Raw genomic sequence first — 20,131 nt, forward strand, 5'->3', positions numbered from 1 at the left:
GGCGCAGCCCGCCCTGTCATCACAGGCGGATGACGTAATCCTTGCGGGTGGTTTCGAGCACCTCCCAGGTGCCGGTAAACCCCGGCCGCAGAACGAAACTGTCGCCCGGCCTCACCTCGACCGCCGCCCCGCCCTCCTCGGTGATGACCGATCGGCCCGAGAGGATGCGGCAGTATTCCCATTCCTCATAGGAGATGCGCCACTTGCCGGGCGTGGCCTCCCAGATGCCCGCATAAAGACCGTCGCGCTCCTCGATGTTCCAGCTGCGGAATCGAGGCGCGCCGGCCAGCAGCTTGCCGGGGTCGGGCGCGCCCTCCTCCGGCTCGATCCCCTCGGTGCCGATGCGAACCAGCAGATCCATCTCGCTCTCCCTCCATGTTCCGTCGCAGCCTAGCCCCGAATTCTGCGGCGGCACAGCGCTGCGTTCACAGGGATTTTTCTTGTTTTTGTCCGCGCCTGAGGATAAATGCAGCGTGCTACCTTCTACTCGACCCACTGTCTCCTTACGGCCAGTTTCGATCTAGACGCTCTGGCCAGGCCGCCGCATCTCCGCGGGCGGCAGCTAAATTGGAGACTACACAGATGCCCAAAGGCACCGTGAAATGGTTCAACGCCACCAAAGGTTTCGGCTTTATCGCTCCTGATGAGGGCGGCAAGGACGTGTTCGTTCACATCAGCGCCGTCGAGCGCGCAGGCCTCACCGGCCTGAAGGACGACCAGAAGGTCAGCTTCGACCTCGAGTCGGGCCGTGACGGCCGCCAGAGCGCGAGCAACCTCGTTCTGCTCTGAGCCTCAGGCTTTTCGGAAGATACGGAAAGGGCGCCTCTCGGGGCGCCCTTTCTGCATCTCAGGGGCCGGTCCAGTCGACCCCTTCGGCCTTGACCACCTCGAGCCTGCCGTCGGGCCAGGGATGGCAGAGGCTGCGGGCGTCGGCGATGTTGCCACTGCACCATGTCGACCACTCGTACGGGGCGAGAATCACCCCCATGCGGTGATGGATCGGCCCGACATCGCCATTGGGCGCGCAGGTGACGGTGGCGACCTGGGCAAGCTCGGCCCCGCCCGGTGCCTTCCAGACATCCCAGATGGCGGCAAAGCCGAGCAGGCTGCCGTCGCCGGGCGCGATTCGCCAGGGCTGCTTGCGGCGGGCCTGCCCTGTCCACTCATACCATCCGTCGCAGGGCACCACGCCGCGCCGGGTGTTCTCGAAGGCCGACTTGGTGAAGAGGGTCTCGAAGCGGGCGTTGACGATGGTTTCCATCACCGGACGCCCCCGCGCGTTGACCCGCCCCACCGGGATCAGGCCCCAGCGCATCATCCGCAGCGCCGCGCCGTCCCAGACAACGATCTGCTGGCCGGGGGCGATATTGGCGCGAGGCCCCTGCCCCTGCGGCATTGCCGCGCCGAAGGCAGCCGACACGTCGCTCGCCGGGCGGGTGAGAAACAACCGCCCCGGCATCGCTCACTCCAGCGGTTTCAGAACGTAGTGCCCCGGTCCGACTTCATCGTAAACGGAGGGCGCGGGCTGGTGCCCGACGGGAAAGACCGGCGAGGGGATGGGCTTGAAGTTGAGGTCGCGCTCGCTCTTGCGCTGGCGCGGATCGGCCACCGGCACCGCCTTCATCAGGTCGCGGGTGTAGGGATGCCGAGGGTCTTCGAAGATGGCGGCGCGGGGGCCGATCTCGACGATCCGGCCGAGATACATCACGCCCACCTGGTGGCTCACCCGCTCGACCACCGCCATGTCGTGGCTGATGAAGAGCAGCGAGATGCCCAGCTCGGCCTGAAGCTCGATCAGCAGGTTGAGCACCTGCGCCTGGATCGACACGTCGAGCGCCGAAACCGCCTCGTCGGCAATGATGAGCTTGGGGTTGAGCGCCAGGGCGCGGGCGATGGCGACGCGCTGGCGCTGGCCGCCCGACATCTCGTGCGGGAAGCGACGCAGAAAGCTGCGGGGCAGCTCGACCCGGTCGAAGAGCGCGGCAACACGGTCCTGCACCTCGGAGCCCTTGGCCAGTCCGTAATTGTGAATCGGCTCGGCCACCTGATCCATCAGCCGCATCTGCGGATTGAGACTGGCGAAGGGGTCCTGGAATACCATCTGCATGTCGGCCCGCGCCCGGCGCAGCTCGCGCTGGCTCATGGCGATCACGTCCTTGCCACCCAGGCGCACCTCGCCCGATTGCGGCTCGACCAGCCGCAGGATGGAACGCCCGCAGGAGGACTTGCCGCAGCCGGATTCGCCCACAAGCGAAAGGGTTTCGGAGGTCTTCAGATCGAAGGACACATCCTCGACGGCGTGCACCCAGGCCTGGGTGCGGCGCAACAGCCCGCCCTTGACCGGGAAGCGGGTGGTGAGGTGTTTCACCTCCAGCAGCAGCTTGCGGTCGGCGGCGGGCACCACCGGGTGGGCCTCGATCTCGCGGCCGAGGATCTTGAGCGGCTCGGGCTCGCTCTTGCCCTGCATCTCGCCCAGCTTGGGCACTGCGGAAAGAAGCGCCTGGGTGTAGGGGTGCTGGGGGGCCTCGAAGATCTGCTCGACCGGCCCTTCCTCCACCTTGTTGCCCTTCAGCATGACCACCACGCGGTCGGCCACCTGGGCGACCACGGCCATGTCATGGGTGATGAAGAGCACCGCCGCGCCGGTCTCGCGCTTGAGCCGGTCGATGAGGGCGAGGATCTCGGCCTGGATGGTCACGTCGAGCGCGGTGGTGGGCTCGTCGGCGATCAGCAGGCGCGGCTCGCAGGCCAGCGCCATGGCGATCACCACCCGCTGCCGCATGCCGCCCGAGAGCTCGTGCGGGTACTGCTTGAGCCGCCGCTCGGGCTCGGGGATGCGCACGCGCTTCAGAAGCTCGAGCGCCTGGGCCGCGGCGGCCTTCCGGCTCATGTTCTTGTGCACGCGCAGCCCCTCGGTGAGCTGGCGTTCGATGGTGAACACCGGGTTCAGCGCACTCATCGGCTCCTGGAAGATCATCGCGATCTCGTTGCCGCGGATGTCGCGCATCAGCTTGTTCTCGGCCTCGGAGACATCGAGCGTGTCGCCCGACTCGCGGCGGAACCTGAGGTCGCCGTTGGCGATGCGGCCGCCGCCGAACTCGACGAGGCGCATGAGGCTGAGCGAGGAGATCGACTTGCCCGAGCCGCTCTCGCCCACCACGCAAAGGGTTTCACCCGGGTTGATGTGGAAGGACACGTCCTCCACCCCCACCACGAGCCCGTCGTTGGTGTCGAATTCCACCCGCAGGTGGCTCACGTCCACCAGCGGCGCCTTGTCGGTTTCGTCGAGCATGCTGTGTCCCCTGTTTGGGGCAAGTCTATGCCATGGTGCGCAATTCTCAATGCCCTGCGCGCGCGCCGTGGCGGCAGACGCTTGCCAATCGCCGGAGGGGGGTAAAAACTTGGGCGGAGCGGCTGCGCGATTGGGCCGGAAACGAATTGGAGAGCCAGATGGACCGTTACGACCGTGACATGCGAGGCTACGGGCCGCGCCCGCCGAATGCCGCATGGCCCAATGGTGCGAAGATCGCGGTGCAGTTCGTGCTGAACTACGAGGAAGGCGGCGAGAACAACATCCTGCATGGCGACAAGGCCTCTGAAGCCTTTCTGAGCGACGTGATCGGCGCCGTGCCCTGGCCCAACCAGCGGCATTGGAACATCGAATCGATGTATGAATACGGCGCCCGTGCGGGGTTCTGGCGGCTGCACCGGCTGTTCACGGCGATGAAGATCCCGCTCACCGTCTATGGCGTGGCCACCGCGCTTGCCCGCTCGCCCGACCAGGTGGCAGCGATGCGCGAGGCGCGCTGGGAAATCGCCAGCCACGGCTACAAGTGGATTGATTACAAGGACTTCTACGAATCCGAAGAGAAGGAGCACCTGGAAAAGGCGATTGCCCTGCACCGCGAGGTGGTGGGCACGCGGCCGCGCGGGCTCTACGTGGGGCGGTGCTCGGAGAACACCGTGCAGATTGCCACGGAGATGGGCGGTTTTGCCTATCTGTCAGACAGTTACGCCGACGATCTGCCCTACTGGATCCATATCAGCGGCAAGGACCAGCTGATCATTCCCTACACGCTGGAGGCCAATGACATGCGATTCACCACCGCTTCGGGCTTTGGCGACGGGCAGGAATTTCTGAACTACCTGAAAGACAGTTTCGACGTGCTCTATGCCGAGGGTGCGGCGGGTGCGCCGAAGATGATGAACATCGGGTTGCACTGCCGTCTCGTTGGCCGTCCGGGACGGCTGATGGCCCTGAAACGCTTCATCGACCACGCGATGGCCAAGGAGGGCGTGTGGTTTGCCCGCCGGATCGACATTGCCCGGCACTGGAGCATGACCCATCCGCCGAAGCGCCTCTCGGCGCGCCCGAGCCAGATGGACCTGACCACCTTCACCAACCGGTTTGGGAAGATTTTTGAACATTCCCAATGGGTTGCCGAGCGCGCCCACAAGCTCGAGCTTGGCCCGGCCCATGACACGCCGGAGGGTATCCACAACGCGATGGCCCGCGTGTTCCGACGCGCGAGCGAGGAAGAGCGGCTTGGCGTGCTGCGCGCGCATCCCGATCTGGGCGACGCGATCACCAAGGCCGAGAGGCTCACCGCCGACTCGATGTCGGAGCAGCAGGGGGCCGGGCTGACCGCGCTGACCGACGAGGAGCGCCGCGAGTTGACCGACCTGAACGCGCGCTACGTGGCGAAGAACGGCTTTCCTTTCATCATCGCGGTGAAGGACCATGACAAGGCCGGGATCATCCGCAAGTTCCATGAACGAATGAATAACTCCAAGGCCGAGGAGATGGCGGAGGCCTGCTACCAGGTCGAGCGGATCGCCCTGCACCGGCTCTACGGCATGGACTGGAGCTGAGCCCGCCCCGCCGCAAGATGCTGCAATACAAGCACAAACGGCCGGGCGCGGTGCTGCCACACCGGCCCGGCCGGACCCGCGCGGGCCTGCGCCTCAGAGTCGCGTGGGGCAGCCCTTCCTGGCGTTCGGCTGGCCGATGTGGTGCGGGTTCAGGATGAGATACCACTTCACCGGCTCGCCCGGGGCCTGGGCCCGGGAGTAGGAGCAGCCGGCGGGCGTGGTGTACCACTGGCCCTGGTAGCCGGCCGGGGGCCGCGGGTTGGACCTGGACTTGCCGAAGGCCGAGGCGCTGCCCGAGAAGGCCAGGGCGGCGGCGAGGGCGATGGCGGAGATTGTGGCGAGTTTCTGCATCAGGCGGCTCCCGAGACTGGTGTTGAACTGCCGTCGGGTATGCAGGCCGCAGGGCGCGGGGACCGGGCGGGAATACGGCCAAACCGGGCCGTTTGCCCATGATTTTAAGAGATTTCAGGAGGTTTTGGTGGAGCCGATCGGGATCGAACCGACGACCTCGTCATTGCGAACGACGCGCTCTCCCAACTGAGCTACGGCCCCACTGGCGGCGTATTTGGAGGAGCCCGCCGGAACTGTCAAGCCGGGGCGTTCTGGCGGGCGAAGGCGATGATATCGGCGGCCGGGCGCGCGCCGGCGAGGCGGCTCACCTCGCGGCCCTTGTCGAAGAGGAGCAGCGCCGGGATGCCGCGGATCGCGTAGGCGGTCGAGGCCTCGGGGAAATCCTGGGTGTTCACCTTGGCCAGCCGGACCGCGCCGGAGAGCGCCTGGGCGGCTTTCTCGAACTCTGGCGCCATCATCCGGCAGGGGCCGCACCAGGGCGCCCAGAAATCGACCAGCAAGGGCAATGTGTCTGTTTTCACGGACTTTTTCAGGGCCGCCGGATCAAGCTCGAAGGGCTTCGGCGGCACCAGCCTGGCACCGCAGGTGCCGCATTTGGGGCCGTCGGAAAGGCGGGCGGCGGGCAGGCGGTTGCCGGCGGTGCAGGAGGGGCAGATCAGGGTATGCGTGCTGGGCATGGCGGGGCCTCTGGTCATATTCGTCAGGATGAATATATGGGCCGCGGCGGACCGTTCAAGGCCTGCGCACGGTCCGGCAAGACTTGGCCGTTAACCCTGAAAATCAGGGATACACAACCAATGCACAACCCATGCACAACCCGTATGCATGTCTTTTGACATGGGCTGCAGTAATCAATGGACCGCGCGCTGCCCACCGGGCGGGCGTCGTCCTCGGGCCTGACCCGAGGACCTCGCGGCGGGAGATCCTCGGGACGGGCCCGAGGATCCCGGTCTGTGATGCGGCCCAGGTGGTGGGCAGATTGCTCCCCTACTCGGCGGCCTCGGCGTAGCTTTCGACCGGCGGGCAGGTGCAGATCAGGTTGCGGTCGCCGGCCACGTTGTCGACCCGGCCCACCGGGGGCCAGTACTTGTCGACCCGGAAGCTGCCCGGCGGGAAGCAGCCCTGCTCGCGCGGATAGGACCGCTCCCACTCGGCGACGAGGTCGTTCACCGTGTGGGGGGCGTGGCGCAGCGGGTTGTCGTCGGCGGGCATCTCGCCCTTCTCCACCGCCGCGATCTCCTCGCGGATGGCCAGCATGGCGGTGATGAAGCGGTCAAGCTCGGCCTTAGTCTCGGACTCGGTGGGCTCAACCATCAGCGTGCCCGCGACCGGCCAGCTCATGGTGGGCGCGTGGAAGCCGTTGTCGATCAGGCGCTTGGCGATGTCTTCCACCGTGACGCCCGCTTCGGCGAAGGGGCGGGTGTCGAGGATGCACTCGTGGGCGACGCGGGCGTTGCGACCCTTGAACAGCACATCGTAGGCGCCCGAGAGCCGGGCGGCGATGTAGTTGGCCGAGAGGATCGCCACCTTGGTGGCCTGGGTCAGCCCTGCCCCGCCCATCAGCAGGCAGTAGGCGTAGCTGATCGGCAAGATCGAGGCGGAGCCGAAGGGCGCGGCGGAGACAGGGCCGGTGGTGCCGCCGGTCTCGGGATGGCCGGGGAGGAAGGGCGCGAGGTGCGCCTTGACCCCGATCGGCCCCATGCCGGGGCCGCCGCCGCCGTGGGGGATGCAGAAGGTCTTGTGCAGGTTCAGGTGCGACACGTCGGAGCCGATCTCGCCGGGCTTCACCAGCCCGACCATTGCGTTGAGGTTGGCCCCGTCGAGATAGACCTGCCCGCCGTGCTTGTGGGTGATGTCGCAGACCTCGCGCACGGTGTCTTCGAAGACGCCGTGGGTGGAGGGATAGGTGATCATCACTGCGGCCAGCTTGTCGCCCGCCGCCTCGGCCTTGGCGGTGAAATCCTCGAGGTCGATGTCGCCGTTCTCGGCGGATTTGACGACCACCACCTTCATCCCCGCCATCTGGGCGGAGGCCGGGTTGGTGCCGTGGGCGGAGGTGGGGATGAGGCAGATGTCGCGGTCCTCGCCATTGGCCTCGTGGTAGGCGGCGATGGTCAGCAGGCCGGCGTATTCGCCCTGGGCGCCGGAGTTGGGCTGGAGCGACATGGCATCGTAGCCGGTGATCTTGCAGAGCCGCTCGGAGAGGGACTCGAGCATCTCGGTGTAGCCCGCCGCCTGCTCCTTGGGGGCGAAGGGGTGCATGGCGGCGAAGGCGGGCCAGCTGATCGGGTCCATTTCCACGGCGGCGTTGAGCTTCATTGTGCAGGAGCCGAGCGGGATCATCGCGCGGTCGAGCGCGAGGTCACGGTCGGCCAGGCGGCGCATGTAGCGCATCATCTCGGCTTCGGCCCGGTTCATCTGGAAGACCGGGTGGGTGAGGTAGTCGGATGTGCGGAGCAGCTCTTCGGGCAGCGCGGGTGTGCCGCCCTTTGCGGTTTCGCTGATGCCGAAGGCGCGCCAGACGCCCTCGATGGTCTCGGGGACCACGGTTTCGTCAGTGCTGATCCCGATGCGGCCCTCGGGCAGCTTGCGCAGGTTGATGCCCTCGGTCTCGGCGGCGCGCAGGATCGCGCCCTGCAGCGGGCCGGCCTCGACGGTGATGGTGTCGAAGGGGTTTTCGGGCGTGACGGTGAAGCCCGCCTCTCGCAGGCCCGAGGCGATTTCGGCGCAGCTCAGGTGCACCCGCTCGGCGATGGCGCGCAGGCCCTTCGGCCCGTGGAACACCGCGTAGAAGCTGGCCATGACGGCGAGCAGGGCCTGGGCGGTGCAGACGTTGGAGGTGGCCTTCTCGCGGCGGATGTGCTGCTCGCGGGTTTGCAGCGACAGGCGGTAGGCCATGTTGCCGCGGGCATCGACCGAGACGCCGACGATGCGGCCGGGCATCTGCCGCTTGAAGGCGTCGCGGCAGGACATGAAGGCGGCATGGGGGCCGCCGTAGCCGAGGGGCACGCCGAAGCGCTGGGCGGAGCCCACGGCGATGTCGGCGCCCATCTCGCCGGGGGATTTGAGCAGGGTCAGGCCGAGCAGGTCGGCGGCGATGACGGAGACGGCCTTGGCCTCGGCCAGGGCGGCGCAGTCGGCGGAGAAGTCGCGCAGCTCGCCGTGGGTGCCCGGATACTGGAAGAGGGCGCCGAAGACCTCCGCGGGCTTCAGGTCGTCGGGGGCGCCGACGATCACCTCGATATCCAGCGGGCGGGCGCGGGTTTGCACCACGGCAATGGTTTGCGGGTGGCAGTTTTCGTCGACGAAGAAGGCCTGCGCCTTGGACTTGGCGACGCGCTGGGCCATCACCATCGCCTCCGCCGCGGCGGTGCCCTCGTCGAGCAGGGAGGCGTTGGCGACCTCGAGACCGGTCAGGTCGGTGACCATGGTCTGGAAATTCAGCAGCGCCTCGAGCCGGCCCTGCGCGATTTCGGGCTGGTAGGGCGTGTAGGCGGTGTACCAGGCGGGGTTTTCGAGGATGTTCCGCTGGATCGCGGGCGGCGTGATGGTGCCGTAGTAGCCCTGGCCGATGAGGTTGGTCATCACCCGGTTCTTGGCCGCGATCCGGCGCATCTTTACCAGCAGGTCGCCCTCGGTCATCGGCGCCCAGGGGAGCGGATCGGACTGGCGCAGGCGCTTGGGCACGGTCTGGCCGATCAGCTCGTCGAGGGAGGAAACCCCCAGCACTTCCAGCATCTCGGCCATCTCCTCGGGCGAAGGCCCGATGTGCCGGCGGTTGGCAAAGTCGTAGGGGTCGTAGGCGGTGGGGGTGAAGGGCATGGGGGCCTCTTGGTCAGGGGGCGGCTCGTCGGGGGCTTCTGCCCCCGCCTCGCTGATGCGGTGAGGACCGTCGGGGCCGGCGCGCGGCCCCTCGGGCGATCAGGAAATCATCTCCTGGTAGGCGTCCTCGTCCATGTAGTCGTCGTATTCGCCCATGTCCTCGGGCTTGATCTTGAAGAACCAGGCGTCGCCCATCGGGTCTTCGTTGACCAGGGCGGGGTTCTTGACCAGCGCCTCGTTGATCTCGACGATCTCGCCGTCGAGCGGCGCGACGATGTCGGAGGCGGCCTTGACGCTCTCGATCACCACCACCTCGTCGCCCTTGGAGACCTGCGCCTCCACTTCGGGGAGTTCGATGAACACCACGTCGCCCAGCTGGGTGGCGGCGTGTTCGGTGATGCCGACAACGATGAGATCGTCTTCGGGGCGGAGCCATTCGTGGTCTTCGGTGTATTTCATCGGGGTCGTCCTGTTGGTCAGCGTTTGTAGGTGGAAGGTTGGAAGGGCATGGGCGCCGTGACAAGAGGCAGCCGCTTGCCGCGCAGTTCGGCGGTGATCCGGGTGCCGGGTTCTGCCAGTTCGGCGGGCACATAGCCCATGGCGACGGGCCGTTGCAGCGAGGGGGCGAAGGCGCCGGAGGTGATGGCGCCGACCGGCTCTGCCGCCTCGTCGGAGGCGAAGAGCGGCACGCCCTCGCGCATCGGCGCGCGGCCCTCGGGCAAGAGGCCCACGCGCAGGCGGGCGGGGCCGTTTGCCAGCTGTTCCTCGATCACCGCGGCACCGGGGTAGCCGCCGGCGCGGAGCCCGCCGGCACGGCGGGCCTTGGACAGGGCGAAGGTGAGGTTGGCCTCCACGGGGGTGGTGGTGGCGTCGATGTCATGGCCGTGGAGCGGCAACCCGGCCTCGAGCCGGAGCGAATCGCGGGCCCCGAGGCCGATCGGTTCGCAATCCGCGTGGGCCAGCGCCCTGCGCGCGAAATCCTCGGCATGGCGGGCGGGCACCGAGACCTCGAAACCGTCTTCGCCGGTGTAGCCGGAGCGGGAGATCCAGAGATCGCCGAAGGTTGATTCGACCTGGGCCACGTCCATGAACCGGGGCGGCACGGCCTCGATCACGCTCGACAGCACCGCCTCGGCGGCGGGGCCCTGCAGGGCGATCAGGGCGCGGTCCTCGACGGGCTCGATGGCAAGGCCCGCGCGCCGCATCAGGGCGATGTCGGCCTCGGCATTGGCGGCGTTGACCACGATCAGCCAGCGGTCGCCGTAGTTGGCCACCATCAGGTCGTCGAGGATGCCGCCCGCATCGTTGGTGAACAGCGCATAGCGCTGACGGCCGGGCTTGAGGCCGACGAGATCGACCGGCACGAGGGCTTCGAGCGCCTCGGCCGCGCCCTCGCCCCGGAGCAGCACCTGCCCCATGTGCGACACGTCGAAGAGGCCGCAGGCGGCGCGGGTGTGGAGGTGCTCCTTCATGACGCCGGGGGCGAATTGCACCGGCATCTCCCAACCGGCGAAGGGCACCATCTTGCCGCCCAGCTCCTTGTTCAGCGCGTAGAGCGGCGTGCGTTTCAGATCGGTCAATGTTGTCCCCTTCAGACACAGTTCTGCCCGACCCGCTGGCCGAACCTTCCGTGCCCCCTCTGTCCTTTCGCCTGAGATCGCTATCCCTTCGGCGGGCCTTTCGGCCTCTCTCCAGAGTCCTTGTCGCCGTCCGGTCCTTGGGCCTGAGAGTTTACCGGGGCGGTTGCTCCTTCGGCACCGGCGCGGGGCCGGATTCTCCTCGGACGGGTCCAGACATGGTTAGCGCGGGTCGCCCGGCTGGACAAGATGGCTTGAGAGCGACAGGTTGCCGGGCATGAACGACGCCTATTTTTTTGGCTATGGAAGCCTCGTGAACCGCCAGACGCATCTTCATGCGCCGAATTTTCCGGCGCGGCTGAAGGGCTGGCGGCGGGTCTGGAAGAGCACGGTGCTGCGCGAGGTGGCCTTTCTGAGCGCCGAGCCCTGGGAGGGCGCGGTGATGGAAGGGCTGGTGGCCCATGTGCCCGGCGGCGACTGGGCGGCGCTGGACCTGCGCGAGCGGGCCTACGGGCGGCACGATGTTTCGGCGCTCTGCGAGCACGAGGCGGGGCCGGTGCGGGTGGAGGTTTATGCCGTGGCGCCCGAGCATGCGGCAGGGCCGGACGTGGCCCATCCGGTGCTGCTCAGCTACGTGGATACCGTGGTGCAGGGCTTTGCCGAGGTCTTCGGCGCGGCGGGGGCGCTGCGGTTCTTCGAGACAACGGCGGGATGGCCGCCGGAGGTGGTGGACGACCGCGCGGCGCCGGCCTACCCGCGGGCAACGCCGGTGAGCGCGGAGGAGCGGGACTTCGTGGATGCCGGGCTGCGCCGGCTGGGGGTGGAGCAGGTCGCCGCCTCCGTCAGGGCGTGACAACGCCGTTCTCTTCGCCATCCCAGTAGTGGATGTGCTCGGCGTCGACACGGATGAGCAGCAGGCCGGGCGTGTCGATGCCCTGTTTGAACCAGTATTCGAGGCCCGGCACCCAGTGTTCTTCGAGCGCGGCGCGATCATTGGTGAGCGTGGCGCGGCCCTGAACGTGGACCATCGCGCCCGGCTTGCCGACCAGCCCGAGCACACCGCCGGTGCCCTGAAAGGCGAGGCCGACGCGCGGATCGGCGCGGATGTGGCGAGTCTTGCGCGTGTCGTCGAGGCTGTAGAACCAGCTCTCGCCGCGATACTCAACGTCACCGTTCGAGCTCATCGGTCGGGCGGCGATGCGGCCGTCTTCGGCGAGGGTTTCCATCATGCAGAAGTCGATCTTCGCCATCAGTTCGGCGATCTCGGGCAGGGTCTTGGTGGCCATTTCGGGGTTCCTCGGGGCGCGGGATGCGCCGGTTGAGGGAGGAACGCGCGACGGGGGCGAAGGGTGCCGCGTGATGGAGAGCCCCTGCACGGAACCAAGCCGTAGGCGCCGTGCAGCGCCGACCCGCCCCCCGGGGCGGCGCTTCGGTGATGGGAGCGCGCACCACGAAGGGCGAGCTACCACGGGACGATAAATTGCCATGTACAACCGTTGTGAGCGCCACCCCGCGGGTCGGCGCTGCACGGCTTGCGTTGTGATTGGCTCAGCCCGGCTTGCGGGCCAGCAGCGGCATCACATCGGCCATTTCCGGGCCACGCTCGCGGCCTGTCACCGCCTTGCGGAGCGGCATGAAGAGGCCCTTGCCCTTGCGGCCGGTGGCCTCCTTCACGGCGGAGGTCCACTCGCCCCAGGTGGCATCGGTGTAGGGCGGCTCGCCCAGCAGGGCGAAGGCCTGGGCGACGAAGTCGGCGTCTTCCTCGGCGACCAGCGGGGTCGCGCCCCGGGAGAAGAGGCTCCACCAGGCGGCGAGGTCGGCGCGGGTGGTGATGTTTTCCTTGGCCACGGCCCAGAACCGCTCGGCCTTCTCCGCCGGAACGCCCAGCGCGGCGAGGTCGTCGGCCACGGCAGACAGCGGCAGGGTGCCGAGGTGGCGGTGGGTCAGCGGAAAGAGATCTTCGACATCGAACTTGGTGGGCGCGGCGCCGAAGCGGGAGAGGTCGAAGCCCTCGATCAGCTCGTCGTGGCTGCCGCGCAGCTCGACCGGGTCGGCGGAGCCGAGACGGGCCATCAGCGAGAGCAGCGCCATCGGCTCCACGCCGCGTTCGCGCAGGTCGCGCAGGGCGAGCGTGCCGAGCCGCTTGGAGAGCGCCTCGCCCTGCGGGCCGGTGAGCAGCGAGTGATGCGCGAAGGACGGCATGCTGCCGCCCAGCGCCGCGATGATCTGGATCTGGGTCGCCGTATTGGTCACGTGGTCGGAGCCGCGCACGACATGGGTGATGCCCATCTCGGTGTCATCGACCACGGAGGCCAGCGTGTAGAGCACCTGCCCGTCGCCGCGGATCAGCACCGGGTCCGACACCGAGGCGGCGTCGATGGAAATGTTGCCCAGGATGCCGTCGGTCCACTCGATGCGCTCCTGGTCGAGCTTGAAGCGCCAGTGGCCAGTGCGGCCCTCGTCGCGCCAGGCCTGCTTTTGCGCCTCGGTCAGCTCCAGCGCGGCGCGGTCGTAGACCGGCGGCTTGCCCATGTTGAGCTGCTTCTTGCGCTTCAGGTCCAGCTCGGTGGGGGTTTCGAAGCACTCGTAGAACCGGCCCATCTCGCGCAGCCTGTCGGCGGCGGCAGCGTAGCGGTCGAGCCGGGAGGACTGGGTTTCGATCCGGTCCCAGGTGAGGCCGAGCCACTCGAGATCCTGCTGGATCGCGTCGGCATATTCGGGCCTGGAGCGCTCCGGGTCGGTATCGTCCAGCCGGAGGATGAAGGTGCCCCCGGATTGCCGGGCGATCAGCCAGTTGAAGAGCGCGGTCCGCAGGTTGCCGACGTGCAGGTAGCCGGTGGGGGACGGGGCGAAGCGGGTGGTGGTCATGGGTGCATCCTCGGGCGTCAGGGCCGCGATTTACGCCATGCGGGCCGGGCGCACAACCTTACGACGGCTCGACGGGCCAATGGGTGGCGAGCTCGTCGAGGCCGGCGCGGATCAGCTCGGCCAGCACCGCCTCTTCGATCTGCGCCAGCCGGCCGAGGTAGAGGCAGGATTTGCCCAGCCTGTGGGGGCCGAGCCGGGCGAGGATTTCGCCGAAGTCGGCATAGCCCGGCATGATGTAGACCACCATGTTGGCGCGGCGCGGCGAGAAGCCGGTGGCCAGCCAGTCGCCGGTGCGGCCTGTGGCATAGGTGTAGCGGTAGCGCCCGAAGCCGACGAGGGAGGGGCCCCACATCCGGGCGGCAAAGCCGGTGGTCTGCGCGAAGAGATCGAGCAGGCGCAGCGCATCGGCGCGGCGGCCCGGATGGGCCACGGCCTCGCAGAAGGCGCGCGGGTCGGCATCGGTGGGCTGGGTGGCATTGGCCATTGCGGAAGCATGGGCGGCGCAGGGGGGCGGGTCAATCGGCCGGGGGCTGCGGGGCCGCGTTGGGGCGTTCGGCCCCGGCCCGACGGCGTGGTGGGGTCGAGGCACGGACAGGCGGCTGCGGGGAGGGGGGCAACGGCCGGGCGTCCGGGGCGTCGTGGCCCGGCGGACGGGCACGGGGGAGCGGGGGGGGGGGAGGTGGTGCCCGGCGGCCCGGCAGGCACGGGGACCGGTGCAGGCGGCGCGGGGGCCGGAGGACTGGTGCCTCGTCGCCAGGCAGGCGGGCACCCCTGGGGGGCGCGGTTGGCACGGGGGCGGGGGCCGAAGAGGTGGGGCTTGGTGGCCCGGCGAGTCGGCACGGAGGAGGTGCTGCGCCTTGGGGCGGAGACCAGGGAAGTGGTGCCTGGTGGCCCGGAGGGCGCGGGGGGCGCGCTGCGCGTGGGGTAGCGGCAGGAGAGGTGGCGCCAGGAGGGTGGGCGCGGGGGAGCCGCTGCGGAGGCGGCGGAGGCCCGGGGCCGGTGGCTGGTGGCCCGGCGGGTGGGCGTGGGGGAGCCGCTGCGGAGGCGGCGGAGGCCCGGAGCCGGTGGCTGGGGGCCCGGCGGGCGGGCGCAGGGGAACTTCTGCGGGGGCGGCGGAGGCCCGGGGCCGGTGGCTGGTGGCCCGGCGGGCGGGCGCAGGGGAACTTCTGCGGGGGCGGCGGAGGCCCGGGGCCGGTAGCTGGTGGCCCGGCGGGCGGGCGCAGGGGAACTTCTGCGGGGGCGGCGGAAGCCCGAGAGGTCGGGCCCGGCGGGCGGGCGCGGGGGAGCCGCTGCGGGGGCGGGGGAGGCCCGGGGCCGGTGGCTGGTGGCCCGGCGGGCCGGCACGGAGGAGGCGCTGCGGTCTGGGGCGGAAGCCCGAGAGGTCGGGCCCGGCGGGCGGGCGCAGGGGAGCTTCTGCGGGGGCGGCGGCGGCCGGGGCGTTGGCGACCCTGTGACCCGGCGGGCAAGGGAGAGCCGCCGCGGGTGGAGCGGAGGCGGCGGGAGGCCCACGTCCTGCGCGGTCTGTAGCGGCAACGCGATTTGGCCCGGGGGGGATGGGCCGCTCGGGCGAAGGGAGGGGTGTAGGGTGGGTTCTGCCAACCGGATGGGGCCCGTGCCTTGGGGGAGCGCGTGATGCGGTGTGGCACGGTGGTGGGTTTCACCCACCCTACATGTGACGCGGACCGAGGGACTGGCCCGCGCCGCTGCGGCTCGAAGTGACACCTCGGGGGAAAGGTGCGAACCGTTGCAGCCTGTCTACGCGCGGTTCGTGAAGATTTGGTTTACGCGTAGGAGATCACTTCGAATTCCACGCCGTCCCAATCCTCGAAGTAGAACCTGCGGCCGGGCTCGTAATCGGCGTGGGAGCGGGGCTCGAGGCCGTGGTCCTTGACCCTCTGCTCCACCGCGTCGAGGTCGGCGACCACCACCCCCACGTGGTTGAGGCCGCCGGTGACATGGTAGGTCGATTGCCGGGCCGCCTCCTGGTCGTGGTGGCGGTAGAGCGCGAGGTAGCTCTCGGGGCCGCCGACGTGGGCGGTTTCGCCGCCATGGATGGAGGCGCCGCGCCAGCGCAGCTTCCAGCCGAAGAGATCGTCGAGCAGCGCTATGGCGCGGTCGAGATCGGAGACGGTGAGGTTGACGTGTTCGAGTTGGGCGGTCATGGGCGTTACTCCTTGTGCGGTGATGGCCTCTCTTGTAATTGCTAAAGTTAACTTTAGCTCAAGGAGTTTTTTCATGGCCGGCAGCAATGCGAGACTCAGGGCGAACGATGTGCTGTCGATCGGGCAATTCGCCGCCCGCGCGGGGTTGGCGGTGAGCGCGCTGCGGTTCTACGAGGCGGAGGGGCTGATCGCGCCGATGCGCGCCCCCTCGGGACAACGGCGGTTTCGCCGGGCCGACATCCGGCGGGTCAGCTTTGTCCGGATCGCCCAGCAGTTCGGCTACACCCTGCCCCAGATCAAGGCGATGCTGGCCGGGCTGCCGGAGGGGCGGACGCCGACGGCGAAGGACTGGCGCAAGATCTCGGAACGCTTCCGCGAGGGCCTGGACCAACGGATCGCGGCGCTCAAGAAGATGCGCGACGACCTCGACGGCTGCATCGGCTGCGGCTGCCTGAGCCTCGAAAAGTGCGCGCTCTACAACCGGGAGGACAAGGCGGCGAGCCGGGGCGCCGGGCCGCGCTACCTGATGGGGGACCGCTCGGACGAGATTGGCGAGGTCGGGGGCTGAGGGCGCACGCAAGAATCGGTCGCGCAAGATGGTTGCGACAAAAGCGCCAGTTGCACAATTAAATTACCCCCGCATATTGCCGCACTGCGGCATCAAGGCTAGGATGGCCGCATGGAGGAGGAGACAGACATGCTGGACAACCTGCCCCGCGGCACGATCTGCATCGAAGACCTGGAGATCGGGATGGTGCGCCACCTGCGCAAGGTGGTGACCGACCGGGACATCGAGATGTTCGCCGAGGTCTCGACCGATCACAACCCGGTGCACCTCGATGACGCCTATGCGCAGGACACCATTTTCGAAGGGCGCATCGCCCACGGGATGCTCACGGCGGGGCTGATCTCGGCGGTCATCGGCGAGCAGCTGCCGGGGCATGGCACGGTCTACCTGGGCCAGACGCTGAAGTTCATGGCCCCGGTCCGGCCCGGCGACACGGTGCTGGCCGAGGTCAAGGTGCTCTCGATCGACCACCACAAGCGCAGGGTGCAGCTCGACACGCGCTGCATGGTCGACGGCAAGGTGGTGCTGAAGGGCGAGGCCACGGTTCTGGCGCCCTCGGCCAAGTTCGACTGAGCGGTGAGGGTCGGACGGCGGGATAAGCGGACCGGTCGGGCGGCACATGCCGGGGGTGGTGGGCAGATTGCCCACTCTACGGGGCCAGGTCTCCGGACCTTAACCGAAAATTAACCCTTTCTTCTGCCAGATGACCGGCAGCGCGGCCCGTATTCGCCGCGTGGTCGGCACAGGGGAGAGAATATGGTCATCATGCTGCGGCGGGCCCTTGCGGCGGCGCTTCTTGCGCTCGCGGGCTGTGGCCCCGCGATCGAGGTCGGACAGTCGTTCGACCCCGGCGAGGTGGCCTACATCAAGCGGCCCGGTGCGGCGAGCGTCACGGGACAGGCGTTCTTTCGGCAGCGTGGCGGCGGGGTGGTGACCTGCGCGGGCTACGACGTGGTGCTGGCGCCGGCGGGCGGCTACGCGAAGGAGTTCGTGACCCGCGCCTTCGGCAGCGTGCAGGGCGGGGCGATTCCGGTCGTCATGATGCCAAAGGTCCAGCATCCGGCCGCCTTCTCCGAATTCCAGCGCAAGGCGACCTGCGACGCGGAGGGCGACTTCGAGTTCAGGGCGGTGCCGGATGGTGATTATTACATCTTCTCGGGCATTCTGTGGGAGGTACCGAACCAGATCATCCCCGAAGGCGGGGCACTGGCGGAGTTCTTCCGGGTGAGCGGGGGCCGGTCGGTGCGGGTCATCGTCAACTGAGGCGGGCGGAGGCCCGAAGCGGGAGCCGTCCCGCCTGCCGGGCCGAGGAGGCGCAGCCGAGGAGGCCCTGCCCTGCCGAGCGCAGCGAGGCCACCGAAAGCCCCCTGCCCGCCTTGCGCTCCACCGCGCCCGGCGCTACCTCAGACGCCATGCGGATCGTCCAGAGCTTCTCCGATTTCCCCCCCGACCTGCGCGGCGCCAGCCTTGCGATCGGCAATTTCGACGGGGTGCACCTGGGCCACCAGGCGGTGCTGCGGCAGGCGCGGGCCGCCGCGCCCGATGCGCCGCTCGGCGTGGTCACCTTCGAGCCGCACCCGCGCGAGGTGTTCCAGCCCGCCGCCCCGCCGTTTCGGCTGATGAACGCGGAGGCCCGCGCGCACCGGCTTGAAAAGCTGGGCGTGGACCTGCTGGTGCAGCTTCCCTTCGACGAGGCCTTCCGCAGCCTCACCGATCAGGCCTTCTGCCGCGAGGTGCTGGCGGGCGGCATCGGCGCGGCCCATGTGACCGTGGGCGCGGATTTTCGCTACGGCAAGGGCCGCACCGGCGACGTGGAGACGCTGGCCCGCGACGGCGCCGCGCTCGGCTTCGGCGTGACCGTGGCCGAGATCGAGAGCCTGCCCGGCGTGGGCGAGATCTCCTCGACCGCGATCCGGGAGGCGCTGACCGAGGGCCGCCCGCGCGAGGCGGCCGCCATGCTGGGGCATTGGCATCGGATCGAGGGGCCGGTGATTCACGGTGCCAAGCGGGGCCGGGAGATGGGCTACCCGACCGCCAACATGGGGCTGCCGCGCCTGCACCGCCCGGCCTTCGGGGTCTATGCCGTGCTGGTCGAGGTGCTGGACGGGGCCCACAGGGGGCAGCATAGCGGCGTGGCGAGCCTCGGCATAAGGCCGATGTTCGAAGGCGACGCGCCCAATCTCGAGACCCATCTCTTCGACTTCACGGGCGATCTCTATGACGCCCATCTCTCCATCGGGCTGGTCGAGTTTCTGCGGCCGGAAGCCAAGTTCGACGGGCTGCCGGCGCTGATCGCGCAGATGGCGCGCGACGAGGCCAAGGCCCGCGCCATCCTGGCGGCGCCATGAGGCCGCGCTTCTGGGAGCGTCCGCTCGACGACCTGACCCCGCAGGAGTGGGAGGCGCTCTGCGACGGCTGCGGCAAGTGCTGCCTGAACAAGCTGGAGGACGAGGACACCGGGCAGGTCGAGTTCACCCGCATCGCCTGCCGGCTCTTCGATGACAGCACCTGCCGCTGCTCCAATTATGCCATCCGGCTGAAGATCGTGCCCGAATGCGTGGTGCTGAAGCCCGAGACCATGGACAAGACCGCCTATTTCATGCCCCTCAGCTGCGCCTACCGGCTGCGGCACGAGGGCAAGCCCCTGCCCGACTGGCACCCGCTGGTCACCGGCGACCCCGAGAGCACGGCCAAGGCGGGGCGGGCGGTGCGCGGGCCGACCTGGCCGGAGTTCTCGGTGCCCGAGGACGACTGGGAAGATTACATCGCCGCAGAAGAGGACCTTTGAATGCGCTTCGCCTCCGACAACACCGGACCCGTCCACCCTGCCGTGATGGAGGCGCTCACCGCCGCCAATGACGGCTACGCGATGCCCTACGGCAACGACCCGCTCTCGCAGGCCGTGGTGGAGCAGGTGCGGGAGGTGTTCGAGGCGCCCGAGGCGGCGGTGTTCCTTGCCGCCACCGGCACGGCGGCGAACGTGCTGCTGCTGGCGACCCTGGCCGAGCCCTTCGAGACGATCTTCTGCTCGCACTGCGCCCATGTGCACGAGGACGAATGCAACGCGCCGGAGCTCTTTACCGGCGGGGCCAAGCTGACGCTGGTGCCGCATGTGGCGGGGCGGATGACGCCGGGCGACCTGCGGGCGGCGATCGCGGCGGAGGGCACGCGGGGCGTGCACGGGCCGCGGCGCGGGCCGGTGTCGATCACCCAGGCGACCGAGAAGGGCGCGGTCTACACGCTGGACGAGGTGCGCGCGCTGACGGGCGTGGCGAAGGACTTCGGCCTTGCGGTGCACATGGACGGCGCGCGGTTTGCCAATGCGGTGGCGCATCTGGGCTGCACCGCCGCCGAGGCGAGCTGGAAGGCGGGCGTGGACGCGCTGAGCTTCGGCGGCACCAAGAACGGGCTGATGGGGGTGGAGGCGATGGTGCTCTTCGACCCGGCGAAGGCGGAGGAGCTGGAGTATCGCCGCAAGCGCGGGGCGCAGCTCTTCTCCAAGCACCGCTATCTCGCGGCCCAGATGAGCGCCTATCTGACCAACGGCCTCTGGCTCGAGAGCGCCCGCACCGCCAATGCGGCGGCCGCGGCGCTGGCCCGCGGCGTCGAGGCGGCGGGCGGGCGGCTGCATGCGCCGCAGGAGAGCAACCTGCTCTTCGCCGACCTGCCCCGCGCCGCGCATCGGCGGCTGAAGGCGGCGGGGGCGCAGTATTACCTGATGGCCGGAGAGCTGGAGGGGGACGACCCCGAGGAGATGCTCACCGCGCGGCTGGTCTGCGACTGGAGCCTGCGAGAGGAAGACATCGCCCGGTTCTGCGAGCTTGCGGCGGGCTGAAAGGCCGGAGTGGGGGCGCTGCCCCCACACCCCCGAGGTATTTGGACCAAGAAGATCCCGCGGGGCGGGTGCGCGC

The 20,131-nt window shown here is 69.0% G+C and carries 22 protein-coding genes, 1 tRNA gene and 2 riboswitches; of the genes, 9 read left to right on the top strand and 14 right to left on the bottom strand.

Going from position 1 to position 20,131, the window contains the following annotated elements; translation table 11 throughout:
- Window positions 1–19: 19 nt before the first annotated feature.
- Window positions 20–361, bottom strand: a complete 342-nt coding sequence (locus BUR94_RS13400) for a cupin domain-containing protein (protein ID WP_074256705.1) — start codon at window positions 359–361, stop codon at window positions 20–22.
- 221 nt (window positions 362–582) lie between these two features.
- On the opposite strand from BUR94_RS13400, the gene BUR94_RS13405 reads away from it, so the two are divergent.
- Window positions 583–789 (top strand): cold-shock protein, encoded by a 207-nt coding sequence (locus tag BUR94_RS13405; protein ID WP_074256706.1) that lies wholly within the window; start codon window positions 583–585, stop codon window positions 787–789.
- A gap of 58 nt (window positions 790–847) precedes the next feature.
- Here the strand turns inward: BUR94_RS13405 and BUR94_RS13410 are convergent, their stop codons facing one another.
- Window positions 848–1,459, bottom strand: a complete 612-nt coding sequence (locus BUR94_RS13410) for an SOS response-associated peptidase (protein ID WP_074256707.1) — start codon at window positions 1,457–1,459, stop codon at window positions 848–850.
- A 3-nt stretch (window positions 1,460–1,462) separates the two neighbouring features.
- Complete coding sequence (locus tag BUR94_RS13415; protein WP_074256708.1) at window positions 1,463–3,292, bottom strand: ABC transporter ATP-binding protein; 1,830 nt, start codon at window positions 3,290–3,292, stop codon at window positions 1,463–1,465.
- 158 nt (window positions 3,293–3,450) lie between these two features.
- Between BUR94_RS13415 and puuE the strand changes: the two genes are divergently transcribed.
- The gene (puuE, locus tag BUR94_RS13420; protein WP_074256709.1) at window positions 3,451–4,872 is read left to right on the top strand and encodes an allantoinase PuuE; all 1,422 of its coding nucleotides are present in this window, start codon (window positions 3,451–3,453) and stop codon (window positions 4,870–4,872) included.
- A gap of 93 nt (window positions 4,873–4,965) precedes the next feature.
- On the opposite strand, the gene BUR94_RS13425 is transcribed toward puuE, so the two are convergent.
- The 6 genes from BUR94_RS13425 to gcvT form a co-directional block, all read right to left on the bottom strand.
- Window positions 4,966–5,223, bottom strand: a complete 258-nt coding sequence (locus BUR94_RS13425; RefSeq protein WP_074256710.1) for a hypothetical protein — start codon at window positions 5,221–5,223, stop codon at window positions 4,966–4,968.
- A 125-nt stretch (window positions 5,224–5,348) separates the two neighbouring features.
- Window positions 5,349–5,424: transfer RNA gene (locus BUR94_RS13430), tRNA-Ala, on the bottom strand.
- 35 nt (window positions 5,425–5,459) lie between these two features.
- Window positions 5,460–5,900: a thioredoxin TrxC gene (trxC, locus tag BUR94_RS13435; RefSeq protein WP_074256711.1), complete on the bottom strand. Its 441-nt coding sequence runs from the start codon at window positions 5,898–5,900 to the stop codon at window positions 5,460–5,462.
- 310 nt (window positions 5,901–6,210) lie between these two features.
- Window positions 6,211–9,045: an aminomethyl-transferring glycine dehydrogenase gene (gene gcvP / locus BUR94_RS13440; RefSeq protein ID WP_074256712.1), complete on the bottom strand. Its 2,835-nt coding sequence runs from the start codon at window positions 9,043–9,045 to the stop codon at window positions 6,211–6,213.
- A gap of 99 nt (window positions 9,046–9,144) precedes the next feature.
- A complete protein-coding gene (gene gcvH / locus BUR94_RS13445) occupies window positions 9,145–9,504 on the bottom strand; it encodes a glycine cleavage system protein GcvH (RefSeq protein ID WP_074256713.1) in 360 nt (119 codons plus the stop codon).
- A gap of 17 nt (window positions 9,505–9,521) precedes the next feature.
- A complete protein-coding gene (gene gcvT, locus BUR94_RS13450) occupies window positions 9,522–10,625 on the bottom strand; it encodes a glycine cleavage system aminomethyltransferase GcvT (protein ID WP_074256714.1) in 1,104 nt (367 codons plus the stop codon).
- 57 nt (window positions 10,626–10,682) lie between these two features.
- Window positions 10,683–10,742: riboswitch (glycine riboswitch) on the bottom strand.
- A gap of 4 nt (window positions 10,743–10,746) precedes the next feature.
- A riboswitch (glycine riboswitch) is annotated at window positions 10,747–10,837 on the bottom strand.
- Window positions 10,838–10,899: 62 nt separating this feature from the next.
- On the opposite strand from gcvT, the gene BUR94_RS13455 reads away from it, so the two are divergent.
- The gene (locus tag BUR94_RS13455; protein WP_074256715.1) at window positions 10,900–11,475 is read left to right on the top strand and encodes a gamma-glutamylcyclotransferase family protein; all 576 of its coding nucleotides are present in this window, start codon (window positions 10,900–10,902) and stop codon (window positions 11,473–11,475) included.
- Here the strand turns inward: BUR94_RS13455 and BUR94_RS13460 are convergent.
- From BUR94_RS13460 to BUR94_RS13475, 4 genes are all read right to left on the bottom strand, one after another.
- A complete protein-coding gene (locus BUR94_RS13460; protein ID WP_074256716.1) occupies window positions 11,465–11,908 on the bottom strand; it encodes a pyridoxamine 5'-phosphate oxidase family protein in 444 nt (147 codons plus the stop codon). The two genes, BUR94_RS13455 and BUR94_RS13460, sit on opposite strands and share 11 nt — an antisense overlap.
- Window positions 11,909–12,170: 262 nt before the next feature.
- Window positions 12,171–13,490, bottom strand: coding sequence for a glutamate--tRNA ligase (gene gltX, locus BUR94_RS13465; protein ID WP_074256717.1), 1,320 nt, complete (start codon window positions 13,488–13,490; stop codon window positions 12,171–12,173).
- 58 nt (window positions 13,491–13,548) lie between these two features.
- Window positions 13,549–13,974, bottom strand: a complete 426-nt coding sequence (locus tag BUR94_RS13470) for a DUF1801 domain-containing protein (protein ID WP_074256718.1) — start codon at window positions 13,972–13,974, stop codon at window positions 13,549–13,551.
- Between the two features lie 1,297 nt (window positions 13,975–15,271).
- A complete protein-coding gene (locus tag BUR94_RS13475; RefSeq protein WP_074256719.1) occupies window positions 15,272–15,652 on the bottom strand; it encodes a VOC family protein in 381 nt (126 codons plus the stop codon).
- 73 nt (window positions 15,653–15,725) lie between these two features.
- Here BUR94_RS13475 and soxR point away from each other — a divergent pair, with 73 nt between their 5' ends.
- From soxR to BUR94_RS13490, 3 genes are all read left to right on the top strand, one after another.
- Window positions 15,726–16,220 carry a redox-sensitive transcriptional activator SoxR gene (soxR, locus tag BUR94_RS13480; RefSeq protein WP_074256720.1) on the top strand — a complete coding sequence of 165 codons (495 nt, stop codon included), beginning with the start codon at window positions 15,726–15,728 and terminating at the stop codon, window positions 16,218–16,220.
- A 129-nt stretch (window positions 16,221–16,349) separates the two neighbouring features.
- Entirely contained in the window at window positions 16,350–16,793 is a 444-nt protein-coding gene (locus BUR94_RS13485; RefSeq protein ID WP_074257729.1) for a MaoC family dehydratase, read from the top strand.
- 183 nt (window positions 16,794–16,976) lie between these two features.
- Entirely contained in the window at window positions 16,977–17,483 is a 507-nt protein-coding gene (locus BUR94_RS13490) for a hypothetical protein (RefSeq protein ID WP_074256721.1), read from the top strand.
- Here the strand turns inward: BUR94_RS13490 and BUR94_RS20740 are convergent.
- Complete coding sequence (locus tag BUR94_RS20740; protein WP_175570476.1) at window positions 17,476–17,634, bottom strand: hypothetical protein; 159 nt, start codon at window positions 17,632–17,634, stop codon at window positions 17,476–17,478. The two genes, BUR94_RS13490 and BUR94_RS20740, sit on opposite strands and share 8 nt — an antisense overlap.
- Between BUR94_RS20740 and BUR94_RS13495 the strand changes: the two genes are divergently transcribed.
- The 3 genes from BUR94_RS13495 to BUR94_RS13505 are packed head-to-tail and all read left to right on the top strand — an operon-like array spanning window position 17,633 to window position 20,055.
- Window positions 17,633–18,568 carry a bifunctional riboflavin kinase/FAD synthetase gene (locus tag BUR94_RS13495; protein WP_074256722.1) on the top strand — a complete coding sequence of 312 codons (936 nt, stop codon included), beginning with the start codon at window positions 17,633–17,635 and terminating at the stop codon, window positions 18,566–18,568. The genes BUR94_RS20740 and BUR94_RS13495 overlap by 2 nt on opposite strands.
- Complete coding sequence (locus BUR94_RS13500; protein WP_074256723.1) at window positions 18,565–19,008, top strand: YcgN family cysteine cluster protein; 444 nt, start codon at window positions 18,565–18,567, stop codon at window positions 19,006–19,008. The genes BUR94_RS13495 and BUR94_RS13500 overlap by 4 nt, the downstream gene beginning before the upstream one ends.
- Entirely contained in the window at window positions 19,009–20,055 is a 1,047-nt protein-coding gene (locus BUR94_RS13505; protein ID WP_074256724.1) for a threonine aldolase family protein, read from the top strand.
- Window positions 20,056–20,131 lie beyond the last annotated feature (76 nt).

The organism is Vannielia litorea (genome assembly GCF_900142295.1).
In the GTDB taxonomy this organism is placed as follows: domain Bacteria; phylum Pseudomonadota; class Alphaproteobacteria; order Rhodobacterales; family Rhodobacteraceae; genus Vannielia; species Vannielia litorea.